Source organism: Antarcticirhabdus aurantiaca, from assembly GCF_009765365.1.
Taxonomy (GTDB): Bacteria; Pseudomonadota; Alphaproteobacteria; order Rhizobiales; family Rhizobiaceae; genus Antarcticirhabdus; species Antarcticirhabdus aurantiaca.
In genome coordinates, this window is the sequence record NZ_VTOM01000022.1 from 53608 (window position 1) to 66652 (window position 13045).

Consider the following 13045-nt stretch of genomic DNA (forward strand, 5'->3'; position numbering starts at 1 on the left):
CGTCAGTTCACGCCGCGGTAGACCTCGGCGAGCGGGAGTTCGAACTGGAGCATCGTCACGGAGGCGGAGCGGTCGTCGGTTATGGAAGCCTCCGACGGCCATGACCCGTCGTCCGACCGGGTCCAGTTCCGGACGTGGACGCGGTCCTGGTCGATGACGACATAGCAGCCGAGAGCATCGAGCGCCTGATACTCGTGCAGCTTCGCATCGAGATCGACGTGCGCCGTGGACTCGGAGAGTACTTCGATGAGCAGAACCGCGTCGCTCACGGTGCGAAGGCTGCCATCCTTGCCGGCGGGAAACACCATCACGTCGGCGAAGCGCACGCTGTTCGATCCGACCTGAACGGCGAAGTCGCCGGCCGTGACTTCGAGAACATCACGATCGATCCGACTCGCGATCAGGGTGAGCAGGTTCGTCACGATGCGCGCGTGATTGAGTTTCACCCATGGCAGCAAGTGGGGCGCTCCGTCGACGAGTTCGTAGATCCGTTCCTGCCGCTCGGCCCAGTCGAAGAACGAGGCAATCGAGGAGAAGCGGGGGAGAGGATGAAGGGGCTGCCGGAGCGACTGCATGTTCATGGCGGTTCTCCCTGCTGGCTCCCACATATAGCGCGTTGCGCTCCCAGCCGAAAACGGTCGCGCCTTGAACGAGGCGCGCGTTTCCTCTAGCCAAAAACGACCTTCCGCATTGCACCGGACGACCTGATCCATGACCATCGTCGACACCCGCACGCCCGATCCGAAGACCTTCATCAAGGGTGCCACCGGCGATTGGGAAATCGTCGTCGGCATGGAGGTCCACGCGCAGGTGCTGTCGGAGGCGAAGCTCTTCTCGGGCGCCGCGACGGGCTTCGGCGCCGAGCCCAACGACCATGTCAGCCTCGTCGACGCGGCCATGCCCGGCATGCTGCCCGTGATCAACGAGCATTGCGTGCGGCAGGCGGTGCGCACCGGCCTCGGCCTCAAGGCGCAGATCAACAAGCGCTCGGTCTTCGACCGCAAGAACTACTTCTATGCCGACCTGCCGCAGGGCTACCAGATCTCGCAGTACAAGGATCCGATCGTCGGTGAGGGCGTGGTCCAGGTCTCGGTCGGGCCGGACCGGCAGGGCAACTACGAAGACATCGAAGTCGGCATCGAGCGCCTGCACCTGGAGCAGGACGCCGGCAAGTCGCTGCACGACCAGCACCCGACGATGACCTATGTGGACCTGAACCGTTCGGGCGTGGCGCTGATGGAGATCGTATCCAAGCCCGACATGCGCTCGGCCGACGAGGCGAAGGCCTATCTCACCAAGCTGCGCTCGATCCTGCGCTATCTCGGCACCTGCGACGGCAACATGGACGAGGGCAGCCTGCGCGCCGACGTCAACGTGTCCGTCCGCCGGCCGGGCGGCGCCTTCGGCACGCGCTGCGAGATCAAGAACGTCAACTCCATCCGCTTCGTCGGCCAGGCGATCGAGTCCGAGGCGCGGCGGCAGGTCGAGATCCTGGAGGATGGCGGCGCCATCGACCAGGAAACGCGCCTCTTCGACCCCGCGAAGGGCGAGACGCGCGCCATGCGCTCCAAGGAGGACGCGCACGACTACCGCTACTTCCCCGATCCGGATCTCCTGCCGCTGGAGTTCGACGACGCCTTCGTCGCCGACATCGAGGCGGCCCTGCCGGAACTGCCGGACGACAAGCGCGCGCGGCTGATGCGCGACGCGGGCCTGTCGGCCTACGACGCTTCGGTTCTCGTCTCCGACAAGGCCGTCGCCGACTACTTCGAAGCCGTCGCGGCGGGCCGGGACGCCAAGCAGGCGGCGAATTGGGTGATCAACGACCTTCTCGGCGCGCTGAACAAGAACGGTCTGTCCATCGAGGAGTCGCCGGTCTCGGCCGAGCGGCTCGGCACCGTGCTCGACCTCCTGAAGGAGGGCACGATCTCGGGCAAGATCGCCAAGGACCTCTTCGAGATCCTGTGGAGCGAGGAAGGCGACCCGCGCGCCATCGTTGAGTCGCGCAGCCTGAAACAGGTGACCGACACCGGCGCGATCGAGAAGGCGGTGGACGACGTCATTGCGGCCAATCCCGAGAAGGTCGAGCAGGCCAAGGCCAAGCCGACGCTCGCCGGCTGGTTCGTCGGGCAGGTGATGAAGGCGACGGGCGGCAAGGCGAACCCGCAGGCCGTCAACGACCTCGTCAAGGCCAAGCTCGGCATCGAATGAGCCCGCCGGTCTTCCTGCGCACGGCCGGCAAGGCCGACGTTGCCGCGGTCAGCCGGCTCCTCGGCGAAACGTGGCACGCAACCTACGATTCGATCTACGGCGAGGCTCGGGTCGAGGAGATCACGCGGTCCTGGCACGCGCCGAAGGCCCTAGAGGCGCGGCTCGGGCGGCCGAACACCGAATTCGTCGTGGCGGACGACGGCAGCCGCATCCTCGGCATGGCCTTCGCCGGCGCCGGCGGGGCGGACGGCAAGATGGTCTCGCTCCACCAGCTCTACGTCCATCCGGACGCGCAGGGGCGGGGCATCGGGCGCGATCTCCTGGCGGAGATCGAAGGCTGCTTCCCGAGCGCCACGCGCATGCGGCTGGAAGTGGAGGAGGCGAACTACCAGGCCGCCGCCTTCTATGAGCGCCACGGCTTCGCGAAGGTCGGCTCGACGCAGGGCAAGGACGGCGACTTCGGCATCCCGGCCGCGGTCTACGAGAAGGCGCTCGTCTGAGCGCCCAAACCTCGAACATGATGGACTTTTTCGCGCCGCGGACGGATAAGGGCCGCGGCGAACCGGAGCGGCGTTTCCATGACCTTGATGCAGTGGCTGGCTGAGATCTTCACTTGGTGGCAGGGCAACACCATCGGCACCCGCTTCTACACCCGCCGCTTCGGCAAGCGGGTCGGCGAGGACGAGGGCGGCAACGTTTATTACCAGACCGCCGACGGCAAGCGCCGCTGGGTGATCTACAACGGTGCGGCCGACGCCTCGCGCATTCCTCCGGGCTGGCACGGCTGGATGCACCACCGCGTCGACGTTCCGCCGACCGAGGAGCGCTACGTCACCCGCGAATGGCAGAAGCCGCACCAGCCCAACTACACCGGCACGTCCAAGGCCTATCGCCCGAAGGGATCGCTCCTCAACACGGCCGAGCGGCCCCGTGTTTCGGGCGATTACGACGCCTGGACACCGTAAGGCGCGACGCGTCGCAGCCCCGCCGCATTGAGAGATCATGATCGCCGGCGGCGCCCTCCACGAGGACGCCGCGCGCTCGCTATCCATCCGGGAAGGCCTGATCTGGTGAAAGCCGTCTTGCTCGCGACCATCGCCGCGCTTTGCTGCGTCCCGGCGCTCGCGCAGGAAACCTTCGACGGCTTCGGCACGGTCGAGCCCTACGACGACGGGACGGGCAGCCTGCCGCAGGGCGATCCGGCGCCGTTCCCCTCGCAAGGCGAGTTGGTGCAGCCGGAGCCGGTCCGTCCGCCGGAGCGCGTGAAGAACCCCGTCGCGGTCTTTTCCGGGATCGACAAGATCACCGGCCGGATCCGCACCTTCGACGTCTATATCGACGAGACGGTGCAGTTCGGCGCGCTGCAGGTGACGCCGCGGGTCTGCTACACCAGCGGCGAGACCGACGCACCGCGTACCGACGCCTTCGTCGAGGTGGACGAGATTACGCTCGACCGCGCCATTCGTCGCATCTTCAACGGCTGGATGTTCGCGGACTCGCCCGGCCTCAACGCCGTCGAGCACCCCGTCTACGACATCTGGCTCAAGGACTGCAAAAGCAGTTCGGACGTGCCGCCCCCGGCCTCGGCGTCGAACGCCGGCGGATAAAAGGTCGCGTCCTCCACGGCGATCGCCTCGCGCAGCCGCTCGTGGTACTCGGCGCGCGAAATCTCGATCGCGCCGAAGCGCTCGAGATGCGACGTGATGAACTGCGTGTCGAGAAGCTTGTAGCCGCCGGCGACGAGGCGCGCCCAGAGGTGGACCAGCGCCACCTTGGAGGCGTCCGTCCGGCGCGAGAACATGCTTTCCCCGAAGAATGCCCCGCCCAGGCTGACCCCGTAGAGCCCGCCGACGAGTTCACCGTCGGCCCAGGTTTCCACGGAATGCGCGTAGCCAAGAGCGTGGAGGGCCAGGGTGAGGCGGCGGATATCGGCGTTGATCCAGGTCTGGCGGCGACCCGGCGCCGGCTCGGCGCAGCCGTCGATCACCGCCGCGAAGGCGCTGTCGACGCGGAACTCGAAGGTCCCGCGTCGCAGCGTCTTCTTGAGGCTAGCCGGCACGTGGAAGCCGTCGAGCGGGATGATGCCCCGCTCGTTCGGGTCGATCCAGAAGACGCCCTCGTCCTCGGCCCGCTCGGCCATAGGGAAGATCCCGCAGGCATAGGCCTTGAGCAGGATCTCCGGCGTGATCTCGAAGCGCTGCCCGCCGCGCCGCGCCATGGATCTCAGGCCGCGGCGGCGGGAGCGGTTGCCGCGAGGTGCTTCTCCAGCCAGTGGATGTCGTAGTCGCCGCGCTGGATGTCCTCGTTGGCGACGAGCTCGCGGAAGAGCGGCAGCGTGGTGTTGATGCCGTCGACGACGATCTCGTCCAGCGCCCGGCGCAGACGCATCAGGCACTCCGAGCGCGTGCGGCCCGCGACGATCAGCTTGCCGATGAGCGAATCGTAGTAGGGCGGGATCGAGTAGCCCTGGTAGGCCGCCGAATCGACGCGCACGCCCAGGCCCCCCGGAGCGTGATAATAGGTGATCTTGCCGGGCGAGGGGACGAAGGTGCGCGGGTCCTCGGCGTTGATGCGGCACTCGATGGCGTGGCCCTGGAACTGGACCTCGCTCTGGCTGAGCGACAAGCCCTCACCGGCGGCGACGCGGATCTGCTCGTGGACGAGATCGAGTCCGGTGATGGCCTCGGTGATCGGATGCTCCACCTGGAGGCGGGTGTTCATCTCGATGAAGTAGAACTCGCCGTTCTCGTACAGGAACTCGATCGTGCCGGCGCCGCGGTAGCCGAGCTGGGCGACGGCATCGGCGCAGATGCCGCCGATGCGCTCGCGCTGCTCCTGGCTGATCGCCGGGGAGTTCGCTTCCTCCCAGACCTTCTGGTGGCGGCGCTGCAGCGAGCAGTCGCGCTCGCCCAGATGGATGCCGCCGCCCTTGCCGTCGCCGAAGACCTGAATCTCGATGTGGCGCGGCTGGCCGAGGTACTTCTCGATGTAGACCGCGTCGTCGCCGAAGGCGGCCGCCGCCTCCGAGCGGGCGGTGGCGAGCGCCACCGGCAGATCGGCTTCCGTGCGCGCGACCTTCATGCCGCGGCCGCCGCCGCCGGAGGACGCCTTGATGAGGACGGGGAAGCCGATGTCGCGCGCGATCTTCAGCGCCTCGCCGTCGTCGGTGACCGCGCCGGGCGAGCCGGGCACCACGGGAATGCCGAGACGCTTGGCGGTGCGCTTGGCCTCGATCTTGTCGCCCATGATGCGGATGTGATCGGCGGTCGGGCCGATGAAGGTGATCTTATGGGCGTCGAGGATGTCGGCGAAGCGGGCGTTCTCCGACAAGAAGCCGTAGCCGGGATGCACCGCATCCGCGCCGGTGATCTCGCAGGCGGCGAGGATTGCGGGGATGTTGAGGTAGGACTCGCGCGAGGGCGGCGGGCCGATGCAGACGCTCTCGTCGGCGAGGCGCACGTGCATGGCGGCGTTGTCGGCCGTGGAATGCACGGCAACGGTCGGAATGCCGAGTTCCTTGCAGGCGCGCAGGACGCGCAGCGCGATCTCGCCGCGATTAGCGATCAGGACTTTCTTCACCATGGCCGCCTCCTCACGAGATGACGACGAGGGGTTCGCCGTACTCGACCGGTTGTCCGTTCTCGACCAGGATCTTGGTGATCTTGCCCGCGCGCGGCGCAGGAATCTGGTTCATGGTCTTCATGGCCTCGATGATCAGCAGGGTTTCGCCCTCGGCGATGCTCTGACCGACCTCGATGAAGGACTTGGCCCCCGGCGACGGCGCCATATAGACCGTGCCGACCATGGGCGAGGGGACGGATCCGGCCTCGGGCCCCGCCGTCGCGGCGGTCGGCGCGAGGGGCGCGTCGCCGGCGGGCGAATAGGACGCCGGCCCGGTCGCATAGGGCGGGGCGTGCATGGCGGGCGCGTAGGCCTGGATGGCGGGAGCTTCGCGTTTGCGGGACACGCGAATTCGCAGCGTGCCGTTCTCGACCTCGATCTCGGTCAGGTCGGTGTCGTTGAGGATGTCGGCGAGTTCGCGGACCAGTGCCGGGTCCATCTCGCTGTTCGATTCTGCCATGGTGTCCTTCCGGGCCCGTCGCCGCTTATGTGTTCTTCGGCTGGGTTTTCGGCAAGCGCCGTTTGGGCGCGTTCATAGCCCCAGACCGGCCCAGCGGCAATCATGCCGCTCAGCCGGCCCGACGAGTCCGGAGCCTCGCGGAAGTAAAACTCGTCAGCCGCAGGTCGCCGCGCCGCACGCGCGCACGTTTGCGATCGCCTCCGACAGCTTCTCGGCGCCGAGCGCGCCGGAGAACACCTGGTTGCCGATGACGTAGGTCGGCGTTCCCGTGATCTGCAGCGACTCGGCCATGGCGTTGTCGGCTGCCAACACCCGCATCACCTCGCCCGATTCCATCCTCGCCTTCACGGCCGCGACGTCGACGCCGAGGTCCTCGGCGATCGACAGCGCGACCTCGGCATTGGCGCCGCCGCGCTCGGCGAGAAGCGTGCGGTGGAACTCGCCGTACTTCGCCGGGGCGATCTCGCGCACGGCCAGGGAGACGTGGCTCGCCTCGACGGAGGTCGGTCCGAGCACCGGGATCTCCTTGAGCACGAAGCGCAGGTTCGGGTCGCCCTGGACCAGCGCGTCCATGTCGTCGAGCGCCTGCTTGCAGTAGCCGCAATTGTAGTCGAAGAACTCGACCACCGTGACGTCGCCCTGCGGATTGCCGATGACGGTGCCGTCCGGCGTCTCGTAGAGCGAGGGGCCGATCGACTCGATCGCCTTGGCCTGCGCCACCACCGTCTGCTCCGCGCGCTTGGACTCCAGCGCTTCCAGAACCTCGAGCAGGAATTCCGGGTTCTTCAGGAGATAATCGCGCATCACGCCTTCGATCTCCACCTTCTCGGCGGCATCGAAGCTTTGCGCGGCGGCCGGCGCCACGGCGGCGAGGAGGCCGATCGCGGCGGCGGCGAGGAGACGGCGTGTCGTCACGGAATGTCAGCCCTTCGGGTTCGGGTCGTAGGCGAGGATGTCGGCGGCCTGATTGTAGCCCGGCGAGCCGGGCTTCAGCTTGCCCTGGGCGCGCAGCGCGAAGATCTTGGCCTGGCGGAAGTTGCCGGCGTGCCAATAGCCTTCCGCCATCGCCAGCTCGGCCGAGCCGATGTCGTTGGTCTTGCCGTAGGCCATGGACAGGAAGCGATAGGCCGAGGCGTTGTCGGGATCGGCGCGCAACCCCTCGCGGATCTTGGCAATGGCTTCGCCCATCCGGGCGGGACTTCCGCTGGTGACGAGAGCCTGTCCTTCCGCGGCCTTGAGAAGCCCCGAGCCGGAACGGTCGAGCGAGGCGGCGCGAGCATAGGCGGCGGCGGCCTCGTCGCCGCGCCCCGCCTGCTGGAGGATCTCGCCGCGCATCTCCTGGAACCACGGGCTCTTGGGATCCGACGCGATCAGGGCGTCGATCTTCGATAGGGCCGCTGCGGGCGAGCCTGCGAGATGGGTCGCGATGGCGTCGCCGTACTGGGCGGCCCGGCCGCGCGGGTCGAAGCTGAAGGTGCGGCGCACCGCCGTCGCGCCGCCGGTATAGGCGGCGATCTTCGCGCGGGCGAGGTCGTGGCGCTGAAGAAGGGCGAGCGAGTCCGCCTCGTCCCAGTAGGGGCTCTCCTTGGCGGCCGCCTCCAGGTTGGCGACGCGCTCGCGCGGCAGCGGGTGGCTGGACAGGTAGCGGTTCAGCGGGCCGCCGAAGAGGTTGTTCCGCTCCAGGATCTCGAAGGTTTCCAGGAGGCCGCGCGGCGACTGCCGAGTGGCGCGCAGGTATTCGAGCGCGGCGCGGTCGGCCGTCGACTCCTCCGAGCGCTGGTAGCTGAGGAGGCTGCGCTGCGCGAGGGAGCCGCCGCCGGCCATCATGCCGGTGCCGGCCTGGGCCATGCCGCCGGAACTGGACGCCGCGCCCGCGACGGCGATGCCCGCGCCGAGGAGGCTGGCCACGACCGCGATCGTCTTCGCCCGATCGATCTGCTCGCGCAGGCGCTCCTGGTGGCCGCCCTTCAGGTGGCCGACCTCGTGCGCGATGATGCCGATCACCTGGTTCGGGGTCTGCGCCTGGAGGATCGTGCCGATGTTGATGAAGATGCGGCGGCCCGACACGAAGGCGTTGAAGCCCTCGTCGTTGACGAGGACGATATCGACGCCGCGCGACAGGCCAGCGGTCTTCAGGATCGGCGCGGCGTAGTCCTTCACCAGCGCTTCGATCTCGGCGTCCCGGACGATGGGCAGGCCGCCCTTGCCGGACGCCTGCGCGAAGGCGGGAGCCGGGATCATCAGGGCGGGAACGAGGATGGCAGCGACGAGCCGGCGCAGGCGGCTGGCGAGACCCATGACCATGACACCCCTTTCCCAAGCGGCCCGGCAGGTCGTAAGAGCGGCGACCGGGCTCGGACTGCCCATTTCAATCCGGCGTTTATGAGGCGCGACGACCGATGGCGGACGCGAACACTCCCCCGTTTCAACCCATGGCATCCAAACGATCCGCCGTCGATCCCTTCCGGGCGATGGACGTTCTCTCGGAGGCCAACCGCATGGCGGCGCGGGGGCTCGACGTGATCTCGCTCGCCGTCGGACAGCCGGCCGCGCCCGCCCCGAAACTGTCGATCGCTGCCGCGCAAGCCATGCTCGCCCACGGCCGCATCGCCTACACGGACGCGCTCGGCCGCTCGTCGCTGCGCGAGCGCATCGCGCGGCACTATGCCGAGCGCTACGGCTGCGCGGTCGATCCCGCGCGCGTCATGGTGACGACGGGCTCCTCAGCCGGCTTCGCCCTGGCCTTCCTCGCCGCCTTCGACGCGGGCGAGCGCGTCGCCATCGCGGCGCCGGGCTACCCCGCTTATCGCAACATCCTGCGTGCCCTCGGTCTCGTGCCGGCGGAAATCGAGGTCGACGCGGCTGACGGCTACATCCTCACCGCCGAACGGCTGGCGGCCGAGCACGCGCGCGAGCCGGTGGCGGGCGTGCTGATCGCGAGCCCGGCCAACCCGACCGGCACGATGACGCCCCGCGACGAGCTGGAACGTCTCGTGCGCTTCTGCGACGAGGCCGGCATCCGCTTCATCTCCGACGAGATCTATCACGGCCTCACCTATGGCGAGGCGGAGGAAACGGCGCTCGCCTTCTCGCAGGCACCGATCGTCGTGAACTCGTTCTCCAAATACTACTGCATGACCGGCTGGCGCTGCGGCTGGATGGTGCTGCCGTCGAGCCTCGTGCGCGCCGCCGAGCGGATCGGCCAGAGCCTCTACATTTCGGCGCCCGAGATGAGCCAGGTCGCGGCGCAGGCCGCCTTCGACGCGACGAGCGAGCTGGAAGCGGTCCGCGAGACTTATGTCCGCAACCGGCGGGTCATGACCGAGCGACTGCCGATGCTCGGCTTCTCCGACATCGCACCGATCGACGGCGCCTTCTACGCCTATGCGCGCGTGCCGGCCGGCGAGGGGAGCGCGACGGATTTCGCCCGGCGCATCCTGGACACCTGCCACGTCGCGATCACGCCGGGGCTCGATTTCGATCTGCGGCGCGGCGAACAGTTCGTGCGCCTGTCCTACGCCTGCGACGAGGCCTCGCTGATCCGCGCGCTCGACCGTATGGCGGCCGGACGCGCCTGAGGTCGACGACGCCCGGACAAACGAAAAGGGCCGCTCCGAGGAGCGGCCCTTTCGCTATCCGGATCTATGCCGTTCTCAGGAGGAGAAGCGGCGCGACCACCAGCCGGTGCGCTTCGGGCGCGCATCCTCGGCTTCGTTCTCGCCGTCGCTCGACACGAGGCGCGGCTCACGGGGCAGGGGTGCCGGTGCAGGTGCCTCGTCGGCCTCGAGGTCGGCCTCCGGCGCCTCGTTCGAGGAGCCGGCGCCGTCCTCCATCGGGAACACGGCGTCGAGCGGCGGATTGCCGTCGAAGGCAGCGCCGGCCTCGGCGCTCGCCGCGATCACCTCGTTCTCGTCGGGCACGTCGGCGCCGGCTCCGGCGATCGACCCTTCCTCGGCGACATCGGCGATGTCGGACGCTTCGATGGCCTCGACCGCGTCGACCATTTCCGGCTCGAACGAGCGGCTCGGCTCGGTGATCGACACCTCGGCGATCTCGCCTTCGCCCTGGTCCGCGCCTTCGTCGCCGCTCGCCGCATCCTCGGCTTCGGACCGGATCGCCTCGACGACGACGAGCGAGTCGGCCGTCGCGCGGGTGGTGGCGTAGGGATCGCTCAGCGGATCGCCGTTCTCCTCGGCGAGGTCGCGGCCGCGACGTCCGCCGCGACGACCGCGGCGGCGGCGGCGGCGGCCACGGCCGTCCCCGTTCTCGTCGCCGTCCTCGTCGGAACCGGCCGCGGCTTCCTCGCCTTCGGCCTCGACCTCGGCTTCCTCGTCCTCGACGATCGTGACGTCGGCCTCGTCTTCACCCACGGCGTCCGTCTCGGAGCCACCGTTGCGGCGGCGGCCGCGTCCGCGGCGCGAGCGCCGACGCGAGCGGTCCTTGTCGACGAGCTCGCCTGCCGCCTCGGCCTCGGCTTCCGCCTCCAGCTCGGCGTCGTGGGCGACGACCGCCTCGTCCTCTTCCTCCTCGACCTCGTCGGCGATCACGCTGACCGGGCTGACATGCTCGATCACCGGCGGACGCCGAACCGCTTCGGCGCCCTGCTCGATGCGCAGGCCCGAATGGCCGATCGTCTCGTCGGCGCGGATGAGGATGTGGAGGCCGCTCTGACGCTCCAGCTCGGAGATCGTGCCGCGCTTCTCGTTGAGGATGTAGAGCGCCGATTCCGTCGAGCAGTTGACGATGACGTCGTGGCTCGGGTGCTTCTGGATGTGCTCCTCGATCGAGCGCAGAACGTGCAGCGCCAGCGAGGATGCCGAGCGGACGTGGCCTGCGCCGCCGCAGACCGGGCAGGTCTGCATGGTGGATTCGAGGACGCTGGCGCGGATGCGCTGGCGGCTCATCTCCAGGAGGCCGAAATGCGAGATCCGGCCGAGCTGGATGCGGGCCCGGTCGTCCTTCAAGCAGTCCTTCAGGCGCTTCTCGACCGCGCGGTTGTTGCGCTTCTCCTCCATGTCGATGAAGTCGATGACCACGAGGCCGGCGAGATCGCGCAGGCGCAGCTGGCGGGCGACCTCCTCGGCCGCCTCCAGGTTGGTCTGCAGCGCCGTGTCCTCGACCGAGTGCTCGCGCGTCGAGCGGCCGGAGTTGACGTCGATGGCGACCAGCGCCTCGGTCTGGTTGATGATGATGTAGCCGCCGCTCTTCAGCGTGACGTGCGGCTGCAGCATCTTGTCGAGCTGCGTCTCGATGCCCTGGCGGGCGAAGATCGGCGTCGGCTCGCGATAGGGCTGCACGACCTTGGACTGGCTCGGCATGAGCATCCGCATGAAGTCCTTGGCTTCGCGGTAGCCCTCCTCGCCGGCGACGAGAATCTGGTCGATGTCCTTGTTGTAGAGGTCGCGGATCGAGCGCTTGATGAGGCTGCCTTCCTCGTAGACGAGGGCGGGCGCGGTGGAGGCGAGCGTCAGGCTGCGCACCGTCTCCCAGAGCCGCATCAGATATTCGTAGTCGCGCTTGACCTCGGCCTTGGTGCGGTTGGCGCCGGCGGTGCGCAGAATGATGCCCATGCCGCGCGGCACTTCCAGCTCGCGCGCCACTTCCTTCAGCCGCTTGCGGTCCGCCGCGTTGGTGATCTTGCGCGAAATGCCACCGCCCCGCGCCGTGTTCGGCATCAGGACCGAGTAGCGGCCGGCGAGCGACAGGTAGGTGGTGAGGGCCGCGCCCTTGTTGCCGCGCTCTTCCTTGACGACCTGCACGAGCAGGATCTGGCGGCGCTTGATGACTTCCTGGATCTTGTACTGGCGGCGCGAGCGGACCTGGCGGACCGGCACCTCTTCGAGGGCGTCCTCCTGGCCGACCTGGTCGACCTCCTCGGCTTCCTCGGAGGCTTCGTCCTCGCGGCGGTCCCCGCCGCGTCCGCGGTCACGATCCCGGCCGCGCCGACGGCGCCCGCGGCCCTCGGAAGCGCCGCGCCCGGCATCCTCGATCTCGGGCCCGTCGTCCTCGCCGTCGTCCTCGTTCTCGTCGTCTCCCTCGTCCTCGTCGGCGGACGGCTCGGCGCGCTTCGCCTCGACGCTCTCGAAGGACTGCTCCTCGACGATCGCGGCGTCCACGACGTCGATCGCGGCAGGCTCGCCGCCTTCGGGCGGGGGCGCCAGCGCTTCGGCCTCGGCGGCGTCGATGTGCTCGGCCGTGGGCTCGTCGCCCTCGCTGCCGACGTCCTCGGACGGGGCTTCCTCGCTGATCGCCTCGTTATCGGAGGAGGCCGCACGGGCGGGGGAAGCGCGACGGTTGCGGCCGCGCTGGCGCTGCGGACGCTCCTCCTCGTGGTCGTCGTCCTCCGCCTGGGCGCGACGGAGTTCTTCCTCGATCAGCGCCTGACGGTCAGCCTTGGGGATCTGGTAGTAGTCGGGATGGATCTCGCTGAAGGCGAGGAAGCCGTGGCGGTTGCCGCCATACTCGACGAAGGCCGCCTGGAGCGAGGGTTCGACCCGCGTCACCTTGGCCAGGTAGATGTTGCCCTTGAGCTGCTTCTTGTGCTCCGACTCGAAGTCGAATTCCTCGATCCGGTTACCCCGGACGACGACGACGCGTGTCTCCTCCTGGTGGGAGGCGTCGATCAGCATCTTGTTTGCCATGAGTCTTGAACCCCCGGACGGGGTCCCGCGGCCAGGCGCCCAACTGTCCGGGCGGTGCGGGGCGGGAGGCGTCCGCATGGGTCGCGCGGCGACGCTCCGAAGCCGATGCGCG

General features: G+C 68.7%; 12 protein-coding genes. 5 read left to right on the forward strand and 7 right to left on the reverse strand.

The window, feature by feature from the left end:
• Positions 1–2: 2 nt before the first annotated feature.
• Entirely contained in the window at positions 3–581 is a 579-nt protein-coding gene (locus FZN60_RS22290; protein ID WP_158875722.1) for a Uma2 family endonuclease, read from the reverse strand.
• Positions 582–711: 130 nt separating this feature from the next.
• Here FZN60_RS22290 and gatB point away from each other — a divergent pair, with 130 nt between their 5' ends.
• The 4 genes from gatB to FZN60_RS22310 all read left to right on the forward strand — a co-directional run bounded on the left by gatB (position 712) and on the right by FZN60_RS22310 (position 3818).
• Complete coding sequence (gatB, locus tag FZN60_RS22295; protein WP_158875723.1) at positions 712–2211, forward strand: Asp-tRNA(Asn)/Glu-tRNA(Gln) amidotransferase subunit GatB; 1500 nt, start codon at positions 712–714, stop codon at positions 2209–2211.
• Positions 2208–2711 carry a GNAT family N-acetyltransferase gene (locus FZN60_RS22300; protein ID WP_158875724.1) on the forward strand — a complete coding sequence of 168 codons (504 nt, stop codon included), beginning with the start codon at positions 2208–2210 and terminating at the stop codon, positions 2709–2711. The genes gatB and FZN60_RS22300 overlap by 4 nt, the downstream gene beginning before the upstream one ends.
• Before the next feature lie 87 nt (positions 2712–2798).
• The gene (locus FZN60_RS22305; protein WP_158875769.1) at positions 2799–3176 is read left to right on the forward strand and encodes an NADH:ubiquinone oxidoreductase subunit NDUFA12; all 378 of its coding nucleotides are present in this window, start codon (positions 2799–2801) and stop codon (positions 3174–3176) included.
• Between the two features lie 261 nt (positions 3177–3437).
• Positions 3438–3818: a DUF2155 domain-containing protein gene (locus tag FZN60_RS22310; protein ID WP_246727072.1), complete on the forward strand. Its 381-nt coding sequence runs from the start codon at positions 3438–3440 to the stop codon at positions 3816–3818.
• On the opposite strand, the gene aat is transcribed toward FZN60_RS22310, so the two are convergent.
• From aat to FZN60_RS22335, 5 genes are all read right to left on the reverse strand, one after another.
• Positions 3740–4429, reverse strand: coding sequence for a leucyl/phenylalanyl-tRNA--protein transferase (gene aat, locus FZN60_RS22315; protein WP_158875725.1), 690 nt, complete (start codon positions 4427–4429; stop codon positions 3740–3742). The genes FZN60_RS22310 and aat overlap by 79 nt on opposite strands.
• Positions 4430–4434: 5 nt before the next feature.
• Positions 4435–5793 carry an acetyl-CoA carboxylase biotin carboxylase subunit gene (accC, locus tag FZN60_RS22320; protein WP_158875726.1) on the reverse strand — a complete coding sequence of 453 codons (1359 nt, stop codon included), beginning with the start codon at positions 5791–5793 and terminating at the stop codon, positions 4435–4437.
• Between the two features lie 10 nt (positions 5794–5803).
• Positions 5804–6292: an acetyl-CoA carboxylase biotin carboxyl carrier protein gene (accB, locus tag FZN60_RS22325; protein ID WP_158875727.1), complete on the reverse strand. Its 489-nt coding sequence runs from the start codon at positions 6290–6292 to the stop codon at positions 5804–5806.
• Between the two features lie 153 nt (positions 6293–6445).
• Entirely contained in the window at positions 6446–7207 is a 762-nt protein-coding gene (locus FZN60_RS22330) for a DsbA family protein (protein ID WP_158875728.1), read from the reverse strand.
• Between the two features lie 6 nt (positions 7208–7213).
• The gene (locus tag FZN60_RS22335) at positions 7214–8596 is read right to left on the reverse strand and encodes a M48 family metalloprotease (protein WP_158875729.1); all 1383 of its coding nucleotides are present in this window, start codon (positions 8594–8596) and stop codon (positions 7214–7216) included.
• Positions 8597–8724: 128 nt separating this feature from the next.
• On the opposite strand from FZN60_RS22335, the gene FZN60_RS22340 reads away from it, so the two are divergent.
• Positions 8725–9870, forward strand: coding sequence for a pyridoxal phosphate-dependent aminotransferase (locus FZN60_RS22340; protein WP_158875730.1), 1146 nt, complete (start codon positions 8725–8727; stop codon positions 9868–9870).
• Between the two features lie 75 nt (positions 9871–9945).
• Here the strand turns inward: FZN60_RS22340 and FZN60_RS22345 are convergent, their stop codons facing one another.
• Positions 9946–12933 (reverse strand): Rne/Rng family ribonuclease, encoded by a 2988-nt coding sequence (locus FZN60_RS22345; RefSeq protein WP_158875731.1) that lies wholly within the window; start codon positions 12931–12933, stop codon positions 9946–9948.
• Positions 12934–13045 lie beyond the last annotated feature (112 nt).